We start from the raw sequence: 25,151 nt of genomic DNA, 5'->3' as shown, positions 1-25,151 counted from the left end.
CCCTCCGCAATCTCGTTGACTGGGCTAGAACGGCCGTGCGACGGTGAGAGCGCGTTCCCCCTTCTGCCTGCCAAGGCCCGCCCGACCACGGGCCTCTTCGAGAACTGGAAGCGGATACTGTGACGCTCGGACCCGCGCACACCTCTCAGCCCACCGACGCCCAGGACGGCGGCGACCGCGCTCTCACCCCGGCGCAACTCGAGCACTACGAGAAGGAGTTCGCCGCCCGCCCCGCGAACCGGCTGATGCAGAACGCCGTGACGCAGACGCCGGTGGACGACATCGCCCTCGACCGGCGGATCGTCACCGCCATCGACCACTCCGTCTCGCACCACCTGGACGACTGGAAGGTCACCAACCAGAAGCGCAGTGGCCGCTGTTGGATGTTCGCCGGGCTCAACCTGCTGCGCGTGGGCGCCGCGCGCGAACTCGGCGTCAAGGACTTCGAGTTCTCCCAGAACTACGTGCTGTGGTGGGACAAGTTCGAGCGCGCCAACCACTTCCTCGAGAGCGTCATCGACACATCGGACCGCGACGTCGACGACCGCACGGTGGCCCATCTGCTCAGCGACCCGATCAGCGACGGCGGACAGTGGAACATGTTCGTGGCGCTGGTCGCCAAGCACGGCCTCGTACCCAAGTCGGCGATGCCCGAGACCGAGAGCTCGTCGGCGACGGGGCCGATGAACCGCGCGCTGATGACCGTGCTCCGGCAGGGCGCCCGCGACCTGCGCCGCGCGGCGACCGACGGCGTCGACGCGCAGCGCGCCCGCAAGGCCGAGGTGCTCGGCGCCGTGCACCGCGTGCTCAGCATCCACCTCGGCACACCGCCGCAGAGGTTCCTGTGGCAGTGGCGCGACAGCGACCAGGAGTTCCACCGCGACGGCTGGCTGACCCCCGCCGAGTTCGCCGAGGCGTACGTGCGGATACCCCTCGACGAGTACGTGTGCCTCGTCCACGACCCGCGCGAGTCCAGCCCGGTGGGCCGCACCTTCACCGTCGAACACCTCGGCAACATCGTCGAGGCCCCGCCCGTCGTCTACCTCAACGCCGACATCGACCTGCTCAAGCGGCTCACCATGGAGGCGGTCGTCGGCGGCGAACCCGTCTGGTTCGGCTGCGACGTCGCCCAGCAGATGCGCTCCGACCTCGGCATCTGGGACGCCGCGCTCTTCGACTACGAAGCGGTCTACGGCACCGCCTTCGAGCTCGACAAGGCGGAGCGGCTCGTCCACCACGAGACGCAGATGACCCACGCCATGCTCTTCACCGGCGTCGACGTCGTCGACGGGGAGCCGCGCCGCTGGCGGGTGGAGAACAGCTGGGGCGACGAGAAGGCCGACAAGGGCTTCTGGACCATGAACGACTCGTGGTTCGGCGAGCACGTCTTCGAGGTCGCGGTCCGCCGCTCCGCGCTCCCGCCCGAGCTCGCCGCGGCCCTCGACGAGCCCCCGATCGTGCTGCCCGCGTGGGACCCGATGGGCGCCCTCGCGCACGGCCCCGCGTAGGGGAAATCCCTAGGGAGCGGGAAGGAACTCTCGATACCGCCGACCGCCCGGCGCGTCCTACGGTGACATGCATGACAGCCGTGACACGCAGAGCAGCGGTGGACCAACTCACCCCGAACCAGCGAGCGTTCCGCGACGCGATGGCGAACCTCTCCGCAGGCGTCAACATCGTCACGACGGACGGACCGCGCGGCCGCGCCGGCATCACGGTCAGCGCGGCCTGCTCGGTCACCGACGAGCCGCCCACCATGCTCGTCTGCATCAACAGGTCGAGCCGCAGCCACGACCTGTTCACCGAGAACGGCCGGGTCTGCGTCAACGTCCTGGGGCCCGACCACGCCGACGTCGCCAGGGCGTTCGCGGGCGGTGTGCCCGCCGACCAGCGCTTCGAGGCCTGCGGCGACGTGTGGGACCACACCCTCGCCGACGTTCCGGTGCTCAAGGGCTGCGCCGCGTCCGTCGTGGGCCGGGTCACCGGCACCGCCGAACGCGGCTCGCACACCGTCATGTTCATCGAGGCGGAGCGCGTCCTCGTCGGCGAGGAGGAGGCGGGCGCGCTCGTGTACTTCCGCCGCGGCTTCCACGCCATCCCCACGTCGCTGACGGCGTGACCGGACGCCCTGATCGCGTTCTTCCGCGGGAACCGGCCCGATGAAAGGATCTGGCAGGTCACACGAAGGGAGTGGGGAACGATGACGGGCGAACCGGCGGCCGACCTCGTGTACGTACTCGACGACGACCAGGAGCTGTGCCTCTCGCTGGCCTGGCTGCTGGAGTCCGTGCACATCAGAACCGAGTGGTTCACCGACGCCGACGCCTTCCTCGACGCCTTCGACCCGGACACACCGGCCTGCCTCGTCCTCGACGTCCGGATGCCCGGCATCGGCGGCTTCCACGTCCAGGAGATCCTCAACGCGCAGGACGCGGCGCTGCCCGTCGTCTTCGTGTCCGCGCACGGCGACATCCCCATGTCGGTACGGGCGTTGCAGGCGGGAGCCGTGGACTTCCTGGAGAAGCCGTACGATCCCCAGCGGCTGCTCGACATCCTCCAGAAGGCCCTGCGGGTGGCGGGCGAACGCTACGCCCGGCGTGCCGAGCAGCGCGCCCTGCGCGAGCGCATCACCCACCTCAGCCCGCGCGAGCGGGAGATCCTGCGGCAGGTCGTCGACGGCGTGCCCAGCAAGGGGATTGCCCGGCAGCTCGGCATCAGCCTGAAGACCGTCGACGCGCACCGGGCCCGGATCCGCGAGAAGACCAGCGCCGACACCCTGGGCGCGCTCATCGGCGACATGATGCGCTGCGGGCTGCGCCCCGAGGAGGTGTGACACCGGTGCCCGCCACCGCCGACCTGGCCCGCCTCTTCGAGGCCATCGACGGCTGCGTGCTGGTGCACGACGCCGCCACCAAGGACATCCTGTGGGCCAACCCCGCGGCCCGTACCGCCCTCGGCTTCACCCTCGACGAGCTGAAGCCGCTGAAGGCACCCGACATGAGCTCCAACGCCGCGCAGTACGCCCGGCACATCGGTGTCGCCTGGCTCCAGCGCGCCGCCGACCTGGGCCGCAGCCGCATCGAGTGGTGCTACCGGTCGAAGAACGGCACCGACATCCTCAGCGAGGCGCTCGCCGTGCGCGTGGAACTGTCGGTCGGGCCCGTCGTCATGGTGCAGTTCCGCGACATCGCCGAGGAGAAGGCGACGCGCCGCGACCTGACCCGCACCGAGGCCCGCCTCCAGGCGTTCCTGCGCAACCTCGACGAGGGCATCGTGGTGCTCGACGACGCGGGGCGGGTCCTGTTCGCGGGCGAGTCCGCCGGCATTCTCCTCGACCGCGACCCGGAGGACCTGCTCGGCACCGACTTCACGGACTTCCTCGCCGAGGACTCCACCGCCGTGCTTCGGGGTGTGCTGCGCGAGACACCACGCGGAGGCCGCCCCACCGACGCCCGCTACCGGCTCGCGGTCCCCGACGAGGCGGGCGGCGGCCCCGACCGCTGGTTCGCCGCGCGCTGCCAGTACATCGACATCGAGAACGACCTGCGCGGACTGCTGCTCCTCTTCCACGACATCACCGACACGGTGCACACCGAGGAGGAACACCGCCGAGACGCCCAGTACCTCAACCACCTGGCCCGCTACAACGCGATGGGTGACATGGCGATGGCCATCGCGCACGAGGTCAGCCAGCCCATCGCCGCGGCCCACAACTTCGTCGCCGGGGCCGTCGGCCGCATCGAGCACACCGAGGGCGCGGCCCCGCTGCGCTGGGGACTCGACCACGCCGCCCGCCAGCTGGAGCGGGCCACCACCATCCTGTCGAGCCTGCGCGCCTACGTGGTGCGCCTGGAGGACGCCAAACGCTCCGTCGACCTCAACGACGTCGTCACCGACTGCGCGTACTTCGTCGACGTACGGGCCAAGGCGCACCGGGTCGCCGTCCGCTGGGAGCACACCGGCACACCGCTGCCCGTCAGCTGCGAGAAGGTGCTCATCGGGCAGGTCGTCATGAACCTCGCCTTCAACGCCCTGGAGGAGCTGGCCCGCAGGCCCGACGAGCCCGGTGAGGTCACCATCGCGACCCGCAGACGCGGCGATCGCGCCGAGGTCGAGGTCCGCGACACCGGCGGCGGCCTGCCGGACACGGCGGACGGCCGGATCTTCGACGGCGCGTTCACGTCCAAGGGCAACGGCCACGGCATCGGGCTCGCCCTCAGCCATCGCATCATCACGCGGCACGGCGGAGACATCGAGGCCTTCCCGAACACCCCGCGCGGCACCGTCTTCCGCTTCGGCCTGCCCCTGCGCCCCGCGGACGCGTGAGCGATCAGGGAAATCCCCTACACGTCCCCACCGATTCCCAATTGTTGGCGCATGGGGCCGCGCCTAGGTTTGACGGCGAAGCGAGTTCGAGCGATCAACTCGACGGTCAGGCAGGGGATTTACGCATGACGCATTCACTGGACAACGTGCTCGACCTGGTGGCCGCCCGCCGGGCCGAATTCGAGACCGCACGGCACGTGCCACGCGATGTGATCGCCGAATTCAAGAAGGCGGGCCTCTACCGGGCGAGCGCGCCCCGCCGTTTCGGCGGCGAACCGCTGCCGCCCGCCGAGTTCCTCCGCCTGATCGAGCGGATCTCCCAGGTCGACGGATCGGCCGGCTGGGTCGCGAGCTTCGGCTCCTCGCTGATCTACCTCGCGGCGCTCCCGCTGGAGACCCAGGAGCTGCTCTACGCCGACGGTCCCGACGTCGCCTTCGCGGGCGGCCTCTTCCCCGTCCAGGCCGCGGAACCGGTCGACGGCGGCTACCGGGTGTCGGGCCGCTGGAAGTTCGCGAGCGGCTGCAAGGGCGCCGACGTCCTCGGCGTCGGCATCAAGGTCGGCGAGGACCGCGCGGGCCGCCCGCGCACCGCGGTGTTGCGCCCCGAGGACGTCGAGATCGTCGAGAACTGGGACGTCATCGGCATGCGCGGCACCGGCAGCCACGACCTCGCCGTCGACGGCGTCGTCGTCCCCGAGCAGTGGACCTTCGTGCGCGGTGGCGAACCCACCGTCGACGAACCCCTCTACCGCTACCCGGCCGTGCCCTATGCCGCCCAGGTCCTCGCCGTCGTCGGCCTCGGCGTGGCCCGCGCCGCGCTCGACCAGGTCATCACGGAGGGCGGCCGCGCCAGCTACACCGGCGGACCGGTGGCCGCGGACCGGCCCGCGTACCGGATCGCGGTCGGCCGCGCCGAGGCCCGGCTGCGCTCGGCCCGCGCCTTCTTCTACGACATCACCGAAGAGGTGTGGGAGACCGTCGTCGTCGGTGACCCGGCCACCGCCCACCAGGCGAGCCTGCTGCGCCTCGCCTCCACGACGCTCGCCCACGAGTCGTTCGCCGTCACGCAGACCGCCTACCAGCTCGCGGGTATCCGGGCCATCGCCGACGGCAGCCCGATGCAGCGCTATCTGCGGGACGCCTCGGTGGTGCCGCAACACGCCTTCCTCCAGGAGGGCCTGTACGACGGGGCGGGCGCCGTCCTCATGGGCGTCGACCCGTTCCCCGGCTACCTCTGAGCCCCCAGAAAAAAGAGAACCACCGCCCCCGCAACCCCCGTTCACGAAAGGTGTGACCGCATGTCCACGTCCCCCCAGGCCCCGCTGCGGGTGCTGTTCTGCATCGGCGTCAACCAGAACTTCTTCGATCTGCCGACCGGGCAGGGCAAGGCGGTCTGGGACGGCTTCACCAGCATGCTCCGCCAGTTGCACGAGCTGCCCGGCGTGAACGTCATCGGCACCATCGACGACGACCAGCACATGGTCGGCCCCTCCGGCTCCTGGCCGTGGACCAGCTACGTCCTCGCCGACGTCGTCGACCAGCCGACCGTCGCCGCGGCCTGCAACCTGTTCCGCACCGTGCAGGTCGGCGAGCACGGCCTGTGGCGGTACATGAAGATCGAGGCCCGCGTCGGCCGCCCGCTCCCGGACGTGACCAAGTGAGCCCGCAGGGCACGGGGGAGCGCTGGGAGGACGACACGCACCGCGTGGTCCTGGTCACCGGAGCGGCCGGCGGCCTCGGCGGCTGCATCGCGGCCCGCTTCTACGACCACGGGTACCGGGTCGCCCTGACCGACCTGGACGCGTCGGCCGCCGCCAAGGCCGCCGCCGAACTCGATCCGAGCGGCGAGAACGCCGTCGGCCTCGGCCTCGACGTGCGCGACAAGGACGCCTTCGCCCGCGCCCGCGACCACCTCGTCGGGCGGTGGGGCGCGGTGCACGTCCTCGTCAACAACGCCGGGCACTCCAAGGTCGAATCGCTGATGGACATCACCCCGGAGAGCTTCGCGTCCGTGGTGGAGACCAACATGAACGGCACGTTCTTCGGCTGCCAGGTCTTCGGCTCCTACTTCGCCGAGCGCGGCTACGGACGCATCGTCAACGTCGGCTCGCTGGCGGGCCAGAACGGCGGCACGGCGACCGGCGCGCACTACGCGGCGGCCAAGGGCGGCGTCGCCACCCTCACCAAGGTGTTCGCCCGCGACCTCGGCCCGCGCGGCGTCACCGTCAACGCGGTGTCGCCCGGACCGCAGGACCTGCCGGTGGTGCGCCGCACCGTCGACCCCGCCAAGCTCGCGCAGGTCGAGGCGTCGATCCCGGCGGGGCGCCTCGGCCGCCCGCAGTTCGTCGCCGACATGGTCGTCCTGCTGGCCGCCGAGCACGCCGACGCGGTGACCGGAGCCTGCTGGGACGCCAACGGCGGCCTGTTCATGCGCTGAAACGGCCCGTCAGAACCGGTCCGGCCGGTACTCCGCGAGCAGCGGGTCGCGCCGCCCGCCGACGACCTCGTCGGCGAGCAGCCGCCCCAGGACGGGGCCGAGCGTGATCCCGCTGTGCGTGACGGCCTCGTGGTAGCCGGGCACGGACGGCAGCGCGCCCACGGAGGGGAAGCCGTCGCCGGGGACCGGGCGGTGCACGACGCGGGTCCGTGCGATGCGGGCGTGGTCGAGGTCGGGGACGACACGGCGCGCCAACGCGTGCAGCCGGAGCCCGAGTTCGGACTCCGGCTCGGCATCGGAGGCGCCGATCAGCGCGTCGACCTCGCGGCTGTGCAGCACCACCGAACCGTCGCCGTCGGGGCGAATCTCGACGTGCGGGGTGTGCATGGCCCGGCGGACGGGGGACTCGGCGCAGTCGAGGCGGGTGACGGCGCCGGGCTCCTCGCGCATCGGCAGCCGCCGCCCGACGAGCCCGGCGACGCGGGCGGCGTCGGGCCCCGCTGCGTTCACGACGGCGTCGACGGGGAGCGTGGCGCCGTCGGAGAGGGCGAGCGACCGGACGCGGCCCTCGGGCCCGGTGGCGATGTCGCGGACGGCGGCGCCGGTCCGCAGCTCGGCGCCGCACGCCAGAGCCTCGTCGACGAGCCGGCCGACCAGCCGGCGCCCGTGCACCCACGCCTCGTCGGGGTAGAACAGGACCCGGGTGTCGTCGGGGACCGCCAGCGCGGGCTCGAAGCGGCGGCGCGCGTCGGCGCCCGTGCACGGCTCGACCCGGTAGCCCCACCGCGTCAGCAGCTCCCCGGTCCTGAAGAGCCGCGCCTCGGCCTCGATCTCGTCCGCCCACCGCAGATGGCCGCTGGGATGCCACCACGCCTCCGGGCCGATGCGCGCCGCCAGGTCACGGTGCGCCGCCATCCCGGCGACGTTCAGGTCGAAGTAGGCCCTGGTGGCCGTCTTGTTGCTGGCGTTGACCCATGAGAACGACCAGTTGGTGACGCCCTCGCCCGGCCGCCCCGCGTCGACCAGGACGACGCGGACCCCTCGCCGCGCCAGGTTCCAGCCCACCGCGGCGCCCACCACCCCGACACCGACCACGGCCACCGCACCGACACCTTCCGGCGACACGTCCCTCAGGCCCCCTCTCCCTCCACCAGCGCCAGCAGCGGCCCCCGCTGCTCCTGGGGCACATACCCCGCGTAGTAGTCGTACAACGTCTGCCGGGAGATGCGGGCCGCCGCGAGGCCGTCGCGGGTGCGGATGGCGGCGAGGACCTCCTGGTGGTGGCGGAGCGAGGTGCGCATCAGGGCCTCGCGGTTGTCGGCGTGGGCGACCTTGTCGGCGATCAGGGTGAGAACCGCGCCCCGGACGACCTGGTTGGAGACCTCGATCAGCGCGTTGCGGCTGGCCCGCGCCACCACCTCGTGGAACGCGACGTCGGCCGCGCTGAACTCCTCGTAGCCGATGTCGATGGCCCGCTCCATCTCCGTCACGGTGTCCTGCATCGCGGACAGCTCCTCGTCCGTGCGCAGCCGCGCCGCGAGCTGGCTGGCCGAGCCGTCGAGGATCATGCGGAAGGAGATCAGCTCGGCCATCGACACGGAGTCGAAGCGGGCGAGGCGCGTCATCTCCTTGGCCAGGCCCGCCGTGCTGAACGGCAGGATCTCGGGGCCGCGCGGATCGCCGGGTCGGGACCGGATCAGGCCGTTGCTCTCCAGGACCCGCAGCGCCTCCCGCACGGTGGGCCTGCTCGCGCCGAACTGCGTCACCAACTCCCGCTCGCTGGGCAGCCGGTGACCCGGCTTCAGGTCGCCCGAGGCGATGGCCTCCTCGATCTGCTCCACGATGCGCTGGTACAGGCGGACCGGCGCGACCTGCTGGAACCGTGCCCCCTCCGGCGTCACGGCGCCTCCCTCCGCGTCGTCCCCGCGACCGCGACGTCCGGCCACCGCGGCACCGCGTCGGCGGGCCGGTTCCGCTCGTACCAGGCCGCCGCCCGCAGCACGCCGATGTCGTCGAAGCGGCGGCCGGAGAGCTGCACGCCGATGGGCCTGCCGTCGGCCGTGATGCCGCAGTTGACCGTCGCGGCGGGCTGTCCCGACATGTTGTACGGGGCGGTGAACCCGATGTGCGCCATCGTCCGGCCCGGCTCCATGAACGGCATCGGCTGCTCGGCCGCGAACGCCGCGACGGGCGCCACCGGCGAGAGCACGATGTCGTACGGCAGCGTGGCCGCCACCGTCGCGGACTGCATCCGCATGATCTGCTGGTAGCAGTGCAACACCCGCGCGCCCGCCACGTCGGCGCCCGCCCGGCACCAGTCCATGACGTACGGGTGGACGCGGAGCGCGGCCTCGGTGGGCAGCGCGCGGAAGTCGTTCCACGAGCGCACCCGCCAGAACAGGTCCAGGTCGTCCAGGAGTTCCTGCGTCAGGAAGGGCTCCAGCGGCTCGACCGTCGCGCCCGCCGCCTCGAACACCTCCGCCGTCCGGCGCACCGCAGCGACGACCTGCGGATCGCGCTCACCGCCGCAGCCCGCGTCCAGGTGCAGGCCGACCCGCAGCCCGCGCACATCGCCCTCCAGGTCCGACCAGTCGACGTCCTGCGGCGGCAGGCTCGTCCAGTCGCGCGCGTCGGGCCGGCTCAGGACCCGCATGAACAGGGCCAGATCGCCGACCGTGCGCGCCATCGGGCCCGCCGCGCGCCCCAGGTACGGGGCGTCGAGCGGCACGCGTCCGTCGCTCGGCTTCAGCGTGGCGAGCCCCAGCCAGGTGCCGGGCAGCCGGATCGAGCCGCCGATGTCGGAGCCGACGTGCAGCGGCCCGTACCCGCCCGCCGCCGCGGCGCCCGCCCCCGAGCTGGAGCCGCCCGTCGTCCAGTCCGGGTTCCACGGGCTGCGCGTGAAGCCGTGCCGGCTGGAGACGCCGGAGGAGAGCATGCCCCAGTCCGGCATCACGGTGGAGCCGAGCACCGCGCCGCCCGACTCCAGGACCCGCTCGGTGATCGGCGCGTCCCGCTCGGGGACCACCGGCTCCACCCCCGCGTTCCCCGAGGGCATCGGGACGCCTCTGCGGGCGATGTTCTCCTTGAGGGTCACCGGCACGCCGTCGATCGGCCCGAGCGGCTCGCCCGCCGCCCAGCGGGCCTCGCTCGCCTGCGCCGCCTTGCGGGACTCGGCGGGGTCCCGCACCCAGAACGCGTTGAGCACGTCCTCGCGCGCCTCGATCACCGCCTGGACCGCGTCGTGCACCTCGACGGGCGACAGCGAGCGGTCGGCGAAACGGGCGGTCATCTCGACGGCGGACATGGTGGCCAGGTTCTGTTCGGTGGGCATCCGCACCCTCTCCTCGAAACGGGCGCCGCCTGAGGCGACAGCGACCGACCTCTTGACAGGTACCGCGTCAGTCGTCACGGTACCTGTCAAGTGAGCTTACTGGTCTGGCCAGTTACGGCGGAAGGTGTCGTGCATGAGCAAGGACCGACGACGCGGACGGGTCGTCCGGGCCGCCGCCGCGCTGCTGGCCTGCTGTCTCGCGGCGGCGGGCTGCTCCGCGGGCTCCACCGCGGCCGGCTCGCGGCCCGAAGGGCCCGGCGACGCGCTCGCCATCGGCCTCACCGCCGAACCGGCCAACCTCGACTTCACGAAGACCGACGGCGCCGCCATCCCGCAGGCGCTGCTCTACAACGTCTACGAGAACCTCGTGAAGCTCGACCAGCACGGCCGGATCAGGCCCGCCCTCGCCCGCTCCTGGGAGCTGTCGAAGGACCGCCGCACCTACACCTTCCACCTCACCAAGGACGCGAAGTTCAGCAACGGCGCGCCGTTCACCGCCGAGGACGCCAAGTTCTCCATCGAGCGCGTCGTCCCCAAGTGGACCGTGGCGCTCAAGGCCCAGATGGCCGTCGTGGACGACGTACGGGCCGTGTCACGCGACGAGCTGAAGGTGACGCTGAAGAAGCCGAGCAACGACTGGCTGTACCGGATGACGACCCGCACCGGCTCCATGTTCAGCCGCACCGGCGTCGACAAGCTGGCCACGGACCCCGTCGGAACCGGCCCGTACGAGCTGAAGAAGTGGAACCGCGGCGACTCGATCACGCTCGTCCGCCGCCCCGGCTACTGGGGCCGCGCACCGCACTTCGACACGGTCACGCTCAAGTACTTCAAGGACCCGACGGCGATGAACAACGCGCTGCTGACGGGCACCATCGACGTCATCGGCGCCATGCAGTCGCCGGACTCGCTCTACCGGTTCGAGAACAACCCCAAGTACCGCGTCATCGAGGGCTCCACCAACGGCGAGGTGATGCTCTCGATGAACAACGGGTCGGGGCCGATGAAGAGCAGGAAGGCCCGGCAGGCGGCCCGGTACGCGATCGACCACAAGGCCCTCGTCGACACCTGCTGGGGCGGCCGCGGCAAGCTCATCGGCAGCATGGTGCCGCCGACCGACCCCTGGTACCAGGACCTCACCGACCTGTACCCGTACGACCGCGACAAGGCCCGCAGGCTCCTGAAGGAGTCGGGTGAGGCCGGGCGCACCCTGCGGCTGCGCATCCCCACGCTGCCGTACGCCGCCGCCTGCGGCACCGTCGTCAAGAGCCAGCTCGAACAGGCCGGCTTCAAGGTCGAGCTGAGCCAGCTGGAGTTCCCCGCGGCCTGGCTGTCGACCGTCTTCAAGAACGCCGACTACGACATGACGATCATGTCCCATGTCGAACCCCGCGACATGCCCGCCGTGTTCGGCGACAAGAACTACTACACCCGCTACGACAACCCCGACTTCCGCGCGCTCCTCGCCAAGGCGGACACCGGCAGCCAGAAGGAGCAGATCGCCTCGATGCGCGCCGCCGCCCGGATGCTCTCGAAGGACGCCGCCGCCGACTGGCTGTTCCTGCTGCCGAACCTGATGGTGGCCGACGCCGACATCACCGGCCTTCCGGTCAACAGCGTCACCGAATCCCTGGACCTCACCGGCCTGAGCCGGAAATCGACGGAAGGGAACCGATGATCGTCAGTCTCGCGCGGCGGCTCGCGATCCTGCTGGCGAGCCTGTTCGTGAGCTCCCTCGTGGTGTTCGCTTTCATGGCCGTGCTGCCCGGCGACCCCGCGCGCGTCGCCCTCGGCACCGGCGCCTCCGACACGGCCGTCGCCCAACTGCGCGAGCAGTTCGGCCTCGACCGCTCCCTCGTCGACCAGTACCTGGGCTGGCTGCACGACCTCGTCACCTTCGACCTCGGCGACTCCTACATCTCACACACGCCGATCGGCCCGCAGCTCGCGGACCGCCTCCTGGTCACCCTGTGGCTCGTCGGCACCGGCATGGCGATCGCCTGCCTCGTGGCGGTGCCGCTCGGCACGCTGATGGCGGTGCGGCACCGCAAGCCGTCGGGGCTCGTGCTCTCCGCGCTGTCCCAAGTGGGCGTCGCCGTACCGGCATTCCTCGCCGGCATCCTCATGATCACGGTGTTCGCCGTGGGCCTCGGCTGGCTGCCCGCGAACGGCTGGACACCACCCGACGACGACCCCGTGCTCTTCCTCAAACAGCTCCTCATGCCGGCGCTCTCCCTCGGCCTCGTCCAGGCCGCCGTCCTCACCCGCTACGTCCGCAGCTCCGTCCTCGACGTGCTCCGCGAGGACTATCTGCGCACCGCACGCGCCAAGGGCCTGCGCCCGGCCCGGGCCCTCGTCCGGCACGGGCTGCGCAACGCGTCCGTCCCCGTGGTCACCGTCCTCGCCCTGCAACTGGCGACGCTCCTCGTCGGCGCTGTCGTCATCGAGCGCGTCTTCGTCATCCCCGGCCTCGGCAGCCTGCTGCTCGACAGCGTCGCGAGCCGGGACCTCATCGTCGTCCAGGACGTCGTCATGATCGTCGCGGCGGCGGTGCTGCTCGTGAACTTCCTCGTCGACCTGGCCTATCTGCTGATCGATCCCCGACTCAGGGTGCGTGGATGATGGCTGCTGCGAACACCTCCGCCCCGGCCGCGCCCGCTCGGCGCCGCCGCAGGCCGCTGCCCGGCTCACTGCTCGTCGGCGGCGCCGTCGTCGCGCTCGTGCTCGCCACGGCGCTGCTCTCCTTCGTGTGGACGCCGCACGACCCGACCCTGGTCGACCCGGCGGTGCGCATGCAGGCGCCGTCCTCCGAGTACTGGTTCGGCACCGACAAGTTCGGCCGCGACGTCTTCAGCCAGATCATGATCGGCTCCCGGACGACGCTCTACGTGGGTCTGGTGGCGGTCGGCGTCGCCGCGCTCATCGGCGTCCCGCTCGGCATCCTGGCCGGCATGGGCTCGCGCCGCCTCGGCGAGTTCCTGATGCGCGGCAACGACCTGATCCTCGCCTTCCCCGCCCTGCTCCTCGCCATCATGCTCGCCGCCGTGTACGGGGCGGGGACCGGCGTCGCGATGATCGCCATCGGCATCGCCGCCATCCCCAGCTTCGCCCGCCTGATCCGCGGCGGCACCCTCCAGGTGATGAGCACGGAGTACGTGACGGCCGCGCGCGCCGCCGGACGCGGACCGTTCGCCATCGCGCTGCGGCACGTGCTGCCCAACGTCAGCAGCCTGATCATCGTGCAGGCATCCGTGGGCTTCGCCCTCGCCGTGCTCGCCGAGGCCGCCCTCTCCTTCCTCGGGTTCGGCACCCCGCCGCCCACCCCGTCCTGGGGCCGGATGCTCCAGGAGAGCCAGGAACTGCTCGGCACCGCACCCCGCCTCGCCGTCTTCCCCGGCCTCGCCATCGCCGTGGCCGTCCTCGGCTTCAACCTGCTCGGCGACGGCCTCCGCGACCGCTTCGACCCCAAGGTGGAGGACCGCCGATGACCGCCGCAGTGGACACACCGCCGGACGACGTGCTGCGCGTCGACGGGCTCGACGTGAGCACCGCCGACGGCCGGCCGCTCGTCAAGGACGTCGGATTCACCATCCGGGCAGGCGAGCGCGTCGGGCTCATCGGCGAGTCGGGCTCCGGCAAGTCGCTGACCTCGCTCGGCATCATGGGGCTGCTCCCCGAAGGGCTGCGCGCCACCGGATCCGTACGGCTCGCGGGCGTCGACCACGAACTGATCGGCGCCGACGAGAAACGGCTCTCCCGCGTCCGCGGCAACGACCTGGCCATGGTGTTCCAGGAACCCATGACCGCCCTGAACCCCACCATGCGGATCGGCCGGCAGATCGCCGAGGTGCTGCTCGTGCACCGTGCCCGCCCCGACCGGGCCTCCGCGCACGCCGCCGCCGTCGAACTCCTCGACCAGGTCGGCCTGCCGGACCCGGCGGCCGCGGCGCGCGCCTACCCGCACCAGTTCTCCGGCGGCCAGCGCCAGCGCGTCGTCCTCGCCATCGCCCTCGCCAACGACCCGGCCCTGCTGGTCTGCGACGAGCCCACCACCGCGCTCGACGTCACCGTGCAGGCCCGCGTCCTCGACCTCATCGTGCGCGGGGTCGCCGACCGGGGCGCCGCGCTCCTGTTCATCACCCACGACCTCGCCGTCGTCGCCACCGCCTGCGAGCGCGTGATGGTGATGTACGGCGGCCGGATCGTCGAGTCGGGGCCCGTGCGCGAGGTGTTCACACGGCCCCGGCACCGGTACACGCAGGGCCTGATCGCCGCGTCCGACCTCACCGCCGTCGACGACCGCGGCCGGCTCGCCACCATCGCCGGATCGGTGCCCGCGGCCGGGGACTTCCCCGAAGGGTGCGTGTTCCGCAACCGGTGCGCCAAGGCCACCGACCTGTGCGCCACCCGCCCCGCCTGGACCGGGACGGGCCCCGACGCCGGCTACGCCTGCTTCCACCCGGTGCCCCGCGGCCACGGCGGCGTACGGGCCGCGGACACCACCGACCACCAGGAGGCCCGCCGTGGCTGAGCAGCACACAGGCGGCGACGCCCTCCGCGTCACCGACGTCACCCGTGACTACCACCGGCCCCGCACCTCGCTGCGCACCCCGGCCCCGCCCGTGCACGCGCTGCGCGGCGTCAGCTTCTCCGTGCCGCGCGGCCAACGGTTCGGCATCGTGGGGGAGTCGGGCTGCGGAAAGTCGACGCTGCTGCGCATCCTGGCCGGGCTCGACCGGCCGACGAGCGGTACCGTCGAGATCGAGGGGCGGGACATCACGCGGCTGCGCGAGCGGCGGCTCCGCTTCGTCCGCGAACGCCTGCAGCTCGTCTTCCAGGACCCGATGAGCTCGCTCGACCCCCGTATGCGGGTCGGTGACATCATCGCCGAACCCCTCGTCGCGCAGGGCGTCGGCGGGCGCAAGGAGCGCGTCGCCGAACTCCTCGAGGCCGTCGGCCTCGGCGCGGAGGCCGCCCGCCGCTACCCGCACCAGTTCTCCGGCGGCCAGCGTCAGCGGATCTCCATCGCCCGCGCCCTCGCCCCGCGCCCCGGCATCCTCGTCGCGGACGAACCGGTCAGCGCCCTCGACGTGTCGGTGCGCGCCCAGGTACTCAACCTGATCGCGGACCTCGTCGACGAGCTGGACCTGACCCTCGTCTTCGTCTCCCACGACCTGTCCGTCGTACGGCACGTGTGCGACCACGTCGCCGTCATGCGGGCGGGCGAGATCGTCGAGAGCGGCCCCACCGAGCGGCTCTACGACGACCCGCAGCACCCGTACACCCGCAGGCTGATCGCCGCCGTGCCGACGCTGGAGAAGGCGCTGGCCGGAGTGACGGCGGCCGACCTCACCCAGGAGCACGAGGAGTACCGCGCGTGAACGCACAGTGGGCGACAGAGTTCCCCGCAGGCCTGCCCGTCGGCGACACCTGGCTGCCGGCGCCCACCACCGAGGAGGTGCGCTTCCCCTACGACGGGTCGGTGATCGGCCACGCGCCGGTCGGCGACACCGCGCTGGCCCGCCGCGCCCTCGACGAGGCCGTCGCGGTCCGCGCCCGCGTCGCCGAACTCCCCTCGCACGTACGGAGCACGGCCCTCCAGGAGACGCACGACGCGATCGCCGCGCGCCGCGCCGACTTCGAACGGCTCCTCGTCCTGGAGACAGGAAAGCCGCTGGTCGACTGCCGGGTGGAGGTGGCCCGCACGCTCCTCACGCTGCGTACGTCCGCCGAGGAGGTGGCGCGGCTGCACGGCGAGACGGTGCCGCTCGACCTGCTGCCATCAGGGGAGGGGCTGCTCGGCTTCTGGACCCGCAAGCCGATCGGTGTCGTCGTCGGGATCGCCGGGTTCAACTACCCGCTGCTGCTCGCCGCCCACAAGATCGCCCCGTCGCTCGCCGCGGGCTGCCCGGTGATCGCCAAGCCGGCGCCGCAGACACCGCTGGCCACGCTGTGGCTCGTGCACCTGCTGCGCGAGGCGCTGGCCGGGGCCGGGGCGCCGCGGGCCGCCGTGCAACTGGTCACCGGCGGGCCCGACGTGGGGGAGACGCTGACCACGGACCGCAGGATCGGCGCGGTGTCCTTCACCGGTTCCGCCGCCGTCGGCCACCGCATCGCCCGGGACGCGGCGCCGACCAAGACGCTCCTCGAACTCGGTTCCAACGCCGCCCTGTTGGTGGCCGCCGACGCCGACCTCGACGCCGCCGCCGACGCCGTGGCGCGCGGCGGGTACTACGCGTCGGGGCAGGCCTGCATCAGCGTGCAGCGGGTGATCGTGGAGGAGGCGGTGCGCGACGCGTTCGTGACACGGCTCAAGGCACGTGTCCCGGGGATCGCGACGGGCGACCCGCGCGACGAGGAGACACGTGTCTCGGCGCTCATCGACCCCGCCTCGACCGCCCGCGTCCACGCGTGGGTGGAGGAGGCGGTGAAGGCGGGCGCGGCCGTGGCCGCGGGCGGCGGCCGGACCCCGGAGGGTGTCCTGGAGCCGACGCTGCTGCTCGACCCCGACACCGACCTGCCGGTGTGGAGCGAGGAGGTGTTCGGCCCGGTGGTGTGTCTGCGCTCGGTCCCGGACATGGACGCGGCGATCGCCCTCGCCAACGACTCGCGGTACGGGCTGCACGCCAGTGTCTTCACCGCGTCCCTCGACACCGCGTTCGCCGCCGTGGAGCGCGTCGAGGCGGGCGGCGTCGTCGTCAACGAGGTCCCCGGCTTCCGCTCCGACACGATGCCGTACGGCGGCGTGAAGGACTCCGGGGCCGGACGCGAGGGCCCGAGGTTCGCCATCGACGAGCTGACGGTGACCCGGATGGCCGTGATCCGCCCGACGACGAAGAAGGACCGGTGACACCGTGACGACGCCGCACCCGACCCAACCCACCGACTACGCGGGCCTGTTCCGCCTCGACGGACGCACGGCGGTCGTCGTGGGCGGAGGCGGCGGCATCGGCCGCGAGAGCGCCCTGGCCCTCGCCGCGCACGGCGCGCACGTGGTGTGCGCGGACCGCGACCCCAAGGCCGCGGAGGAGTCGGCCGCGCTCGCCCCGAACATGTCGGCGTACACCCTGGACGTCCTGGACCCGGACGCGGTGACCCGCGCGGCCGACGACCTCGGCCCCGTCGACGTCCTGGTCTTCACGGCCGCGACCAACGTCCGCAAGCGTCTACTGGACTACACGTCCGAGGAGTTCGACCGGGTCGTCCAGCTCAACCTGCGCGCCTCGTTCGATCTGGTGCGGGCGTTCGGGCGCGGCATGGCGGAGCGCGGCCGCGGCAGCATCATCGGCTTCAGCTCGATCCGCTCGGTGACGGTCGAGCCGGGCCAGGGCGTGTACGCGGCGACCAAGGCCGGACTCGTCCAGCTGGCCCGGACGGCGGCGGCCGAACTCGGCCCGTCCGGCGTGCGCGTGAACACCATCGCGCCCGGCGTCGTGTCGACCCCGCTGACCGAGCAGATCCGCGCCGTCCCCGAGTGGTCCGACGCGTACGCGCACAAGAGCGCGCTCGGCCGCTGGTCGCGCCCCGACGAGCTGGCGGGCGCGGTCGTCTATCTGGCCTCCGACGCCTCGTCGTTCGTGACGGGCAGTCAACTGTTCGTGGACGGCGGCTGGACGGCGATCGACGGCCGGTACACCCCACCGAGCTGACGCTCCGGGCTACCGGTCGGCCGGGCGACGCGCCACGAACACGAACTCCAGGCCCGGCCGGTCGGGCGCCTCCCGGACGTCGTCCACCACGAAACCGTGCGCGCGCAGGTCCGCCTCGACCTCGTCGCGCTCGCGGAAGCGCAGCGTCGAGTCCGATGCGAGGGTCCGGCCGTCGGAAGCGAACGCGTAGCTCTGCCGGAAGGTGACCAACGGCCAGGTGACATCGGTCAGTTCGATCCACTTCTCGACCCGCCCCACGCCGGGGATGTCCGCCGCGCCGCGGGTGTGCTCGGGCGTCCACCGCTCCCAGGCGCGGCGGGCCGGGTCGCGGGTCTCGAAGACGAGCCGGCCGCCGGGGCGCAGCGCCTCGTACGCGCCCCGCAGCGTGGTCTGCCACGCCGCCGGGTCGGCGATGGCCTGCGCGACGTTCCCCGTCATCGTGGCCAGGTCGGCCTGGAGCGGCGGAAGGTCCGAGACGTCGCCGCGCACCCATCGCACGCGCTCCGCGCCGGGCTTGGACTCGGCCACGTCGACGGAGGCGGTGGCCGGGTCGACGCCGACGACGTCGATGCCGCGCCCGGCCAGCAGCAGCGCGAACACCCCGGTGCCGCACCCGATGTCGAGCACCTGACGCGCCCCGAACTCGGCCGCCATCGCGAGGTAGGCGTCGAGGTCGCTGCGGTCCGGGTCCAGCGGGTCGTACACCGCGGCCAGCCGGGGATGTGCGAAGCATGCGTCAGCCATGCGGTCGACCGTAGGCAGGACGGGCGCGGACGGCCACCGAGTTTCCGCTCAGGCGGGGCCCGCCAGGTCCGACGGATCGGTGTTCGCCCCGCACAGCAGCACGGCGACGCGCTCGCCCGGCGCGGCCTCGTACGCGCCCGAGAGCAGGGCCGCGGCGGCCGCCGCCGTGCCGTGCTCGACGACGACCCGGTACCGGTCCCACACCGCGCGGCGCGCCCGCACGATGTCCTCGTCGCTCACGAGCACCGAGTGGACACCCGTGCCGCGCGCGGCCTCGAAGGCGATGTCACCGACCCGGCTCGCGCCCAGCGAGTCCGCGGCGACGCCGGAGACCGGCACGGTCACCGGGCGGTCCGCGGCGAGCGCCTCGTGCAGCGTCGGAGCGTTCTCCGGCTCGACGGCGACGACCTTCGCCCGGCCCGCGAGCGCGGTCGCCACACCCGCCATGAGCCCGCCGCCCCCGACGGCGACGAGCACGGTGTCGAGCGCGCCCGCCGTCTGCTCCCACAGCTCCAGGCCGATGGTGCCCTGCCCCGCGCACACCGCGGGCTGGTCGTAGGCGTGGCAGAACAGGGCGCCGGAGTCCGCGGCCCGCTTGGTCGCCGCCTCGTAGGCGTCGTTGTACTTGACGCCGACCTGCACGACGTCCGCGCCGAGCTCGCGCAGCCGCGCCACCTTCACGGCGGGAGCCGTCTCGGGCACGAACACCTGGGCACGGCTGCCGAGTTCGGCCGCCGCGTACGCGAACGCGAGACCCGCGTTGCCCCCGGACGCGGCGACGACACCCGCGTCGGTGAGCCGGCCGTCGGCGCGGGCGGTCAGGAGGTGGTTGAAGGCGCCGCGTGCCTTGAAGGAACCGGTGTGCTGAACCAGTTCGAGCTTCAGCCAGAGACGGCCCGCCTCCGGGGAGAGCTCGCGGGGAGCCACCTCGACGAGCGGCGTGCGGCGCACCCGCCCCTCGACACGCCGGGCCGCCGACTCGACGTCTTCCAGAGTGATCACAACATGCCTTCCTGTCGTCGCCCGAGGTACCTGCGGCAAAGACTATGAAACGGTCCGTGCGGACAGCCGGTCGAGGGCCGCCCGGCTCTCCTCGTCCGCCCCGCGGAAGACCAGCAGGCGCTGGTCCGGGTCCTGCACGGGCGCGAGCACCTCGAAGCCAAGCGTGACGACACCGACGTCGGGATGGCGCACCTGTTTGTCGCCGCGACCGCCGACCCGGATGTCCCGCTCGTCCCACAGCCGCGCGAACTCCTCTTCACTGGCCAGGAGTTCACCGATGAGGTCGCCCAGTGCCGCGTCCTCCGGGTGCGCCGCCCACGCGGACCGCAGATGGGCCACGCCCTCCCGTACGACGCGCTCCCGGTCTACGTAGAACCCGCGCATCGCCGGGTGCGCCAGGCACAGCCACATCGCGTTGCGGCGCGCGGGCGGGAGGGTGTCGAAGTCGAGGAGCAGCGCGGCCATGGCGTGGTTCCAGGCCAGGATGTCGTAGCGGTGGTTCATCAGCATCGCGGGCAGCGGCGACAGGTCGCTCACCAGACGGGCGAGCGAGGGGTCCGGGGCCGCGGCGGACGGTGCGGCGGCGGTGCGGGGGCGCTGCCGGGCCAGGTCGAAGAGGTAGGAGCGCTCGACGGGCGGCAGGCGCAGCGCGCGGGCCAGTGCCTCCACCACGTCGGCGGAGGGGCGGGTGCCGCGGCCCTGTTCGAGGCGCACCACGTAGTCGACGCTGACCCCGGCCAGCTCGGCGACCTCCTCGCGGCGCAGGCCGGGGGTCCGCCTGGCCCGGGGGCGGGACGGCAGTCCGAGCGCGCCCGGGTCGAGCCGCTCGCGCCGGGTGCGCAGGAACGCGGCCAGCTCCTGCGCGGGGTCCACGATGTGCGTCGTCATGGTGGGTGCAACAACGAGGGTGGTACCGGCCTTCCCAGGATCGGCCCTCCCTTATGCGCGGCCCGCGACGGGCCGAGCCTGGTGTGCGTCCACGGATGACGCGCACGGCTGGTGCGCGTCCGAACACCACGCATCACACATGAACCAGGAGGACGCCACCATGTCCCTCACCCTCGACACCTACCGACTCCTCGGCCGCTCCGGACTTCGGGTCTCCCCGCTCGCCCTCGGCACCGCCACCTTCGGTACCGAGTGGGGCTGGGGTGCCGAACGGGCCGAGGCGCGCAAGCTCTTCGACCTGTACGTGGAGCGCGGCGGGAACTTCCTCGACACCGCCGACACGTACACCGACGGCAGCTCCGAGCGGCTGCTCGGCGAGTTCGCCCGCACCGACCGCGACCGCCTGGTCCTCGCCACGAAATACTCGACGCTGCGCCGCCCCGGCGACCCGAACTCCGGCGGCGCCCACCGCAAGAACCTGTTCGCGTCGGTCGAGGAGAGCCTGCGCCGCCTCGGCACGGACCGCATCGACGTGCTCTACCTGCACGTGTGGGACGACACCACACCGGTCGACGAGATCCTGCGCGGCCTGGACGACCTGGTGCGGCAGGGCAAGGTCCTCTACGTCGCGATCTGCAACACCCCGGCCTGGCGGGTGGCGCGGATGCAGACCGTCGCCGAGCTGCGCGGCTGGTCGCCGCTGGTCGCGCTGCAGATCGAGTACAGCCTCGTCCAGCGGGACGGGGAGCGCGACCTGATCCCCATGGCCCGCGAGCTGGGCCTCGGCGTCGTCCCGTACTCGCCGCTCGGCGGCGGCGTGCTCACCGGCAAGTACGTTCGCGACGACCTCGCGCCCGCCGCTGCCGACGGCAGCCGCAAGAGCTTCAACCTCGCGGTCGGCGCCCTCGACGAACGCCGCCTGGCCGTCGCGGACGCCGTACGCGAGGTCGCCGCGGAGCTCGGCCGCACCCCGGCGCAGATCGCCCTCGCCTGGACCCTGCACGCGCCGGGCGTCACCGCGCCCGTCATCGGCGCCCGCACCCCCGAGCAGCTGGAGGACAACCTCGGGGCCCTGGGCGTCGACCTCGGTGCCGACCACCTGGCCCGCCTCGACGAGGCGAGCGCCGTCGCACTCGGCTACCCGCACGACATGCTCGCCGGTGAGCACATGCGCGCGGTGACCCGGGGAGACCTCGCCTTCGACGTCAGGCGGTGACCCGCCCGGCGGACGCCCGCACCGCCGCGTCCGCCACCACGGCGTCCTGCCAGGCCATGCCCGACCCCTTGAACAGCACGGGCCGGTCGGCGGCGTACAGGGACGGGTCCCGTACGACATCGGCCATGGGCAGCAGCGCCCCGGCCGACAGCACGCCCTCCGCCACCGGGATCACGACGTCCCCGCACTCCCGCAGCGCCGTGTCCCGGTCCTCCACGATCACCTGGGCGCGGGCGGTCAGCGCCGAGTCCACCTCGCGGGCGTCGGGGGCGTGCGAGCCGACGGCCAGGACGAGCGCGTCGTCGCCGAGCAGCGCCGAGTCGAAGAGCGGGGCGGGGGAGGGCGTCGCGCACACCACGAGGTCCGCGCGCCGCAGCCATGTATCGGCGCCCCGCGCGGACACCACGCGGTCGTCCCCTACGAGGGCGGGATCGACGCGGGACGGGTCGCGTACGACGTAGGTGACATCGGCGAGTTCGGCGCCGACGTCGCGCAGCGTCCTTACGTGTCCCGCGCCCTGCGGCCCCGCACCGAACACCACCACGTGCCACCGCCGCCCCGGCCGGGTCAGCAGCGGAAGCACCGCCGCCACCGACACCGCGGGCGTGCGCAGCGTGGTCAGTGCCGCCCCGTCGACGACGGCCGCGGGGGCGTACGACGGGGGTCGGAAGACGAGGTGGACGCCCTGGATGCGGGGGAGGCCGCGGTCGGCGTTGCCGGGCACCGCCGAGATCGCCTTCACACCGACGCCGAACGCGGACGCCGACGGCATCGCCAGCAACTGGCCCTGCTCGTCCGGCAGGTGCAGGATCGAGCGGGGCGGGCCCGCGTCGGCCGGGTCGAGGCCTCCGGTCAGCGCCTCACGGAGCGCGGCGACGGCGGCGCGCGGCGGCAGCAGCTCCGTCAGCTCGTCGGCGCCGATGTACTCGATCCGCTGGGGCTGCGCGTTCTGCACCTGGGCTCCTGTTCGGGTGGGCGGGAACGGTCGGTCACCGTACCTCCGGTCCGTCCTCCTCGCCCGTCTCCGGCCGCGTATGCAGGATGTCGCGCACCTGATCGGCGGCGCGCAGGATGCTCTCGCTCATGAACTCGCTGAACCGGGCGATGTTCTCCAGGCGTGCGGCGGCGGGCGATTCGCGGCCGAGGACGCTCACGCCCTGCCGGGCCACCTCGGCGACCTGTGCGGTGCCGCGGGCGCTCGCGATCGTCGACTGGTACCAGACGTCGTCGTCCACCAGATAGCGCTCGCGGCGCCCGGCGTCCCGCTGCCTGCGGAGCAGGCCCTGCTCCTCCAGGAACGTGACCGACTTGGACACGGACGCCGGGCTGACGTCCAGGCGGCGCACCAGGTCGGCTGCGGTGAGGCTGCCGGAGTCGCTGGTGAACAGGCAGGTCAGGATGCGCGCCGTCATCTTCGGCAGGCCCTGCTGCATGAGCAGCGTCGTGAACGTCTCCTCGTACGCGCGCACCGCCTCGTCGTCGCGCCCCGTCGTGCGCGCGGGTCCCTGCGGAGCGGCCGGCTGCTTGCGGCGGTGCGCGCGGCGTTCGGTGGCGCGGTGCGCGATCTCCGCGCGGTATGAGGTGGGTCCGCCGTTGCGCATCACCTCGCGGGTGACGGTCGACGTGGGGCGTTCGATGCGGCGGGCGATCTCGGCGTACGCGAGGCCGTCGGCGAGGCCGACCGCGATCTGCTGGCGTTCCTGCTGGGTGAGGCGGCCTCCCGGCATCGCGCACGCTCCTCGTCTGTTGGTCGGGCGGTCGGGTCTGAGGCTCAGCGTAGCGTTCAGCGTCAGGCCATTGCAACGGAATGCCGCCTTCTGTTGCGTTAGCTCCAGTCTCGTTGCAACGAAATAGCAGCTCTGGCCTGGGAGTTGAGGGCCGAAGTGCAACAAGTGCGTTGATGGATCAAGAAACGCAACGTAGCTTTTCCTTCATCGGAAACAGCACGACACCGCCGAGTCAAGGAGCCCACGATGCAGAAGTTCGACACCCCCGCCGCCGTCTCCGCCGTCCTGCGCCTGCCCGCCGGACGCGTCCAGGTCATCGCCGCCGACCGCGCCGACACCACCGTGGACGTCCGCCCCGCCGACCCCTCGAAGAGCCGCGACGAGCGGGCCGCCGAGCAGACCGCCGTCACGTTCGCCGACGGTGTCCTGCGGGTCGACGCGCCGACCGGGAAGAACCAGCTCGTCGGCGCCTCCGGGTCCGTCGAGATCACCGTCCAACTCCCCGCGGGTTCCCGCGTCGAGGCCGTCTCCGAAGCCGTCGAGTTCCGCGGTGTGGGACGGCTCGGCGAGGTCGTCTGCGAGACCGCGCACGGCACCGTCAAGATCGACGAGGCCGCGGGCCTGCGGCTCGCCTCCCACGCCGGTGATGTCACCGTCGGCCGGCTCACGGGCCCCGCCGACATCTCGGTGCAGAAGGGCGACATCCGCGTCACCGAGGCCACCGCCGGCGCGCTCGAACTCCGCACGCGGATGGGCGACATCACCGTCGACGCCGCCCAGGGAGTCTCCGCCACCCTCGACGCGGGCACGGGCCACGGCCGGATCCACAACACGCTGCTCAACACCGAAGGCGCCGCGGCCGGCCTCACCATCCACGCGAGCACCGACCAGGGCGACATCACGGCCCGCAGCCTCTGACACACCTCCACACCCGCCACCACACACACGGCCGAAGGCGGGCCACCCGGCCCGCCGCACCGAAAGGGACACCATGACCGACCGCAGCGCACCCACCACCGCCACCGCGTGGACCGGCATGGTCCCCGTCGACGACACCGCACTCGCCGTCACCGACACCGGCGGCCCCGGCACCCCGGTCGTCTACCTCAACGGCCAGTTCGCGACCCAGGGCTACTGGCGCCGCGTCCTCGACGACCTGGGGCCCGGATGGCGACACATCACCTACGACGAGCGGGCCCGCGGAAGAAAGTCGGGCCGCTCGGCCGACTACTCCTTCGAGGCCGCCGTCCGGGACGTCACCGCCGTCCTCGACGCCCGCGGGGTCGACCGCGCGATCGTCGTCGGCTGGTCCTACGGCGCGTACATCGGCGCCCACTGGGCGAACCGCAACCCGGAGCGCACCATCGGCGCGGTCCTCGTCGACGGCGCGCAGCCCTACGACTGGCTGGACGAGGCGATGGAGGCGCGGATCAGGACCATGTTCCGCCGCATCGGATGGATCGCCCCGCTGATCCGCCCGACCGGACTGCTGCCGCGCATGTCCGCCGCGCAGATGGCCGAGAGCAACATCGAGCTCGGCCGGCTCGGCGGCGCGGACGCGCTCGGCCCGGTGCTCGACGCCGTCACCGTGCCCACCCGCTACGTCCTGGCCTCCGGCACGTCCTTCGGCAGCCGCGGCGACGAACAGGAGGTCATCCGCGCCGCCCTCGCCGATGTCACGGCCCGCAACGCCCACATCGAGATCCACGCCAAGGTCGCCAGCAATCACGGCGCGATCCTGAAGAAGGACCACCGCGCCGTCGCGGACGCCGTCGAGGTGGTGGCGGCCCTGGACGAGCAGCAGAAGTGACCCGCACCGCGGCCCCGTCCC

Annotated in this window: 25 protein-coding genes; 17 read left to right on the top strand and 8 right to left on the bottom strand. The window is 72.7% G+C overall.

Annotated elements, in window-relative coordinates:
- Positions 1-119: 119 nt before the first annotated feature.
- The 7 genes from ACTWJ8_RS05980 to ACTWJ8_RS05950 all read left to right on the top strand — a co-directional run bounded on the left by ACTWJ8_RS05980 (position 120) and on the right by ACTWJ8_RS05950 (position 6,763).
- A complete protein-coding gene (locus ACTWJ8_RS05980) occupies positions 120-1,508 on the top strand; it encodes an aminopeptidase C (protein WP_443263197.1) in 1,389 nt (462 codons plus the stop codon).
- Between the two features lie 71 nt (positions 1,509-1,579).
- Positions 1,580-2,119, top strand: coding sequence for a flavin reductase (locus ACTWJ8_RS05975; protein WP_443263196.1), 540 nt, complete (start codon positions 1,580-1,582; stop codon positions 2,117-2,119).
- A gap of 81 nt (positions 2,120-2,200) precedes the next feature.
- Positions 2,201-2,833: a response regulator transcription factor gene (locus ACTWJ8_RS05970; RefSeq protein ID WP_443263195.1), complete on the top strand. Its 633-nt coding sequence runs from the start codon at positions 2,201-2,203 to the stop codon at positions 2,831-2,833.
- 5 nt (positions 2,834-2,838) lie between these two features.
- Positions 2,839-4,326 carry an ATP-binding protein gene (locus ACTWJ8_RS05965; protein WP_443263194.1) on the top strand — a complete coding sequence of 496 codons (1,488 nt, stop codon included), beginning with the start codon at positions 2,839-2,841 and terminating at the stop codon, positions 4,324-4,326.
- Between the two features lie 125 nt (positions 4,327-4,451).
- On the top strand, positions 4,452-5,564 hold the full coding sequence (locus ACTWJ8_RS05960; protein WP_443263193.1) for an acyl-CoA dehydrogenase family protein: 1,113 nt from the start codon (positions 4,452-4,454) through the stop codon (positions 5,562-5,564).
- A 60-nt stretch (positions 5,565-5,624) separates the two neighbouring features.
- Positions 5,625-5,987 carry a hypothetical protein gene (locus ACTWJ8_RS05955; RefSeq protein WP_356381348.1) on the top strand — a complete coding sequence of 121 codons (363 nt, stop codon included), beginning with the start codon at positions 5,625-5,627 and terminating at the stop codon, positions 5,985-5,987.
- On the top strand, positions 5,984-6,763 hold the full coding sequence (locus ACTWJ8_RS05950) for an SDR family NAD(P)-dependent oxidoreductase (RefSeq protein ID WP_443263192.1): 780 nt from the start codon (positions 5,984-5,986) through the stop codon (positions 6,761-6,763). Before ACTWJ8_RS05955 ends, ACTWJ8_RS05950 begins: the two co-directional genes overlap by 4 nt.
- A 9-nt stretch (positions 6,764-6,772) precedes the next feature.
- Here the strand turns inward: ACTWJ8_RS05950 and ACTWJ8_RS05945 are convergent, their stop codons facing one another.
- The 3 genes from ACTWJ8_RS05945 to ACTWJ8_RS05935 are packed head-to-tail and all read right to left on the bottom strand — an operon-like array spanning position 6,773 to position 10,094.
- Positions 6,773-7,864, bottom strand: a complete 1,092-nt coding sequence (locus ACTWJ8_RS05945) for an NAD(P)/FAD-dependent oxidoreductase (RefSeq protein ID WP_443263191.1) — start codon at positions 7,862-7,864, stop codon at positions 6,773-6,775.
- Between the two features lie 29 nt (positions 7,865-7,893).
- The gene (locus ACTWJ8_RS05940; protein WP_443263190.1) at positions 7,894-8,664 is read right to left on the bottom strand and encodes a FadR/GntR family transcriptional regulator; all 771 of its coding nucleotides are present in this window, start codon (positions 8,662-8,664) and stop codon (positions 7,894-7,896) included.
- Positions 8,661-10,094 carry an amidase gene (locus ACTWJ8_RS05935; protein ID WP_443263189.1) on the bottom strand — a complete coding sequence of 478 codons (1,434 nt, stop codon included), beginning with the start codon at positions 10,092-10,094 and terminating at the stop codon, positions 8,661-8,663. The genes ACTWJ8_RS05940 and ACTWJ8_RS05935 overlap by 4 nt, the downstream gene beginning before the upstream one ends.
- A gap of 133 nt (positions 10,095-10,227) precedes the next feature.
- On the opposite strand from ACTWJ8_RS05935, the gene ACTWJ8_RS05930 reads away from it, so the two are divergent.
- From ACTWJ8_RS05930 to ACTWJ8_RS05900, 7 genes are read left to right on the top strand one after another with little or no spacing between them, the layout of a single operon-like run.
- A complete protein-coding gene (locus ACTWJ8_RS05930; RefSeq protein ID WP_443263188.1) occupies positions 10,228-11,772 on the top strand; it encodes an ABC transporter substrate-binding protein in 1,545 nt (514 codons plus the stop codon).
- On the top strand, positions 11,769-12,716 hold the full coding sequence (locus ACTWJ8_RS05925) for an ABC transporter permease (RefSeq protein ID WP_356381331.1): 948 nt from the start codon (positions 11,769-11,771) through the stop codon (positions 12,714-12,716). The genes ACTWJ8_RS05930 and ACTWJ8_RS05925 overlap by 4 nt, the downstream gene beginning before the upstream one ends.
- On the top strand, positions 12,716-13,582 hold the full coding sequence (locus ACTWJ8_RS05920) for an ABC transporter permease (protein ID WP_443263187.1): 867 nt from the start codon (positions 12,716-12,718) through the stop codon (positions 13,580-13,582). The genes ACTWJ8_RS05925 and ACTWJ8_RS05920 overlap by 1 nt, the downstream gene beginning before the upstream one ends.
- Positions 13,579-14,625, top strand: a complete 1,047-nt coding sequence (locus tag ACTWJ8_RS05915; RefSeq protein ID WP_443263186.1) for an ABC transporter ATP-binding protein — start codon at positions 13,579-13,581, stop codon at positions 14,623-14,625. The genes ACTWJ8_RS05920 and ACTWJ8_RS05915 overlap by 4 nt, the downstream gene beginning before the upstream one ends.
- Positions 14,618-15,475 (top strand): ATP-binding cassette domain-containing protein, encoded by an 858-nt coding sequence (locus ACTWJ8_RS05910; RefSeq protein WP_356381323.1) that lies wholly within the window; start codon positions 14,618-14,620, stop codon positions 15,473-15,475. Before ACTWJ8_RS05915 ends, ACTWJ8_RS05910 begins: the two co-directional genes overlap by 8 nt.
- Positions 15,472-16,944 (top strand): aldehyde dehydrogenase family protein, encoded by a 1,473-nt coding sequence (locus ACTWJ8_RS05905; RefSeq protein WP_443263185.1) that lies wholly within the window; start codon positions 15,472-15,474, stop codon positions 16,942-16,944. Before ACTWJ8_RS05910 ends, ACTWJ8_RS05905 begins: the two co-directional genes overlap by 4 nt.
- A gap of 4 nt (positions 16,945-16,948) precedes the next feature.
- Positions 16,949-17,743: an SDR family NAD(P)-dependent oxidoreductase gene (locus ACTWJ8_RS05900; RefSeq protein WP_443263184.1), complete on the top strand. Its 795-nt coding sequence runs from the start codon at positions 16,949-16,951 to the stop codon at positions 17,741-17,743.
- A 9-nt stretch (positions 17,744-17,752) separates the two neighbouring features.
- On the opposite strand, the gene ACTWJ8_RS05895 is transcribed toward ACTWJ8_RS05900, so the two are convergent.
- From ACTWJ8_RS05895 to ACTWJ8_RS05885, 3 genes are read right to left on the bottom strand one after another with little or no spacing between them, the layout of a single operon-like run.
- Entirely contained in the window at positions 17,753-18,487 is a 735-nt protein-coding gene (locus ACTWJ8_RS05895) for a class I SAM-dependent methyltransferase (RefSeq protein ID WP_356381314.1), read from the bottom strand.
- A gap of 48 nt (positions 18,488-18,535) precedes the next feature.
- On the bottom strand, positions 18,536-19,489 hold the full coding sequence (locus ACTWJ8_RS05890; protein ID WP_356381311.1) for a threonine/serine dehydratase: 954 nt from the start codon (positions 19,487-19,489) through the stop codon (positions 18,536-18,538).
- Positions 19,490-19,531: 42 nt separating this feature from the next.
- A complete protein-coding gene (locus ACTWJ8_RS05885) occupies positions 19,532-20,377 on the bottom strand; it encodes a helix-turn-helix domain-containing protein (RefSeq protein WP_443263183.1) in 846 nt (281 codons plus the stop codon).
- A gap of 160 nt (positions 20,378-20,537) precedes the next feature.
- Between ACTWJ8_RS05885 and ACTWJ8_RS05880 the strand changes: the two genes are divergently transcribed.
- Positions 20,538-21,593 (top strand): aldo/keto reductase, encoded by a 1,056-nt coding sequence (locus ACTWJ8_RS05880; RefSeq protein WP_443264819.1) that lies wholly within the window; start codon positions 20,538-20,540, stop codon positions 21,591-21,593.
- On the opposite strand, the gene ACTWJ8_RS05875 is transcribed toward ACTWJ8_RS05880, so the two are convergent.
- Both ACTWJ8_RS05875 and ACTWJ8_RS05870 read right to left on the bottom strand, forming a co-directional pair.
- Entirely contained in the window at positions 21,583-22,548 is a 966-nt protein-coding gene (locus tag ACTWJ8_RS05875) for an ornithine cyclodeaminase family protein (protein ID WP_443263182.1), read from the bottom strand. The two genes, ACTWJ8_RS05880 and ACTWJ8_RS05875, sit on opposite strands and share 11 nt — an antisense overlap.
- A 34-nt stretch (positions 22,549-22,582) precedes the next feature.
- Positions 22,583-23,320: a helix-turn-helix domain-containing protein gene (locus ACTWJ8_RS05870; RefSeq protein WP_443263181.1), complete on the bottom strand. Its 738-nt coding sequence runs from the start codon at positions 23,318-23,320 to the stop codon at positions 22,583-22,585.
- Positions 23,321-23,566: 246 nt separating this feature from the next.
- On the opposite strand from ACTWJ8_RS05870, the gene ACTWJ8_RS05865 reads away from it, so the two are divergent.
- Both ACTWJ8_RS05865 and ACTWJ8_RS05860 read left to right on the top strand, forming a co-directional pair.
- The gene (locus ACTWJ8_RS05865) at positions 23,567-24,238 is read left to right on the top strand and encodes a DUF4097 family beta strand repeat-containing protein (RefSeq protein WP_443263180.1); all 672 of its coding nucleotides are present in this window, start codon (positions 23,567-23,569) and stop codon (positions 24,236-24,238) included.
- Positions 24,239-24,311: 73 nt separating this feature from the next.
- Entirely contained in the window at positions 24,312-25,130 is an 819-nt protein-coding gene (locus ACTWJ8_RS05860) for an alpha/beta fold hydrolase (protein WP_443263179.1), read from the top strand.
- Positions 25,131-25,151: the final 21 nt, after the last annotated feature.

This window comes from Streptomyces sp. SDT5-1, from assembly GCF_052245995.1.
Lineage (GTDB): Bacteria > Actinomycetota > Actinomycetes > Streptomycetales > Streptomycetaceae > Streptomyces.
The sequence above is the reverse complement of the archived record's forward strand: the minus strand, read 5'-3'. Positions and strand labels throughout refer to the sequence as shown.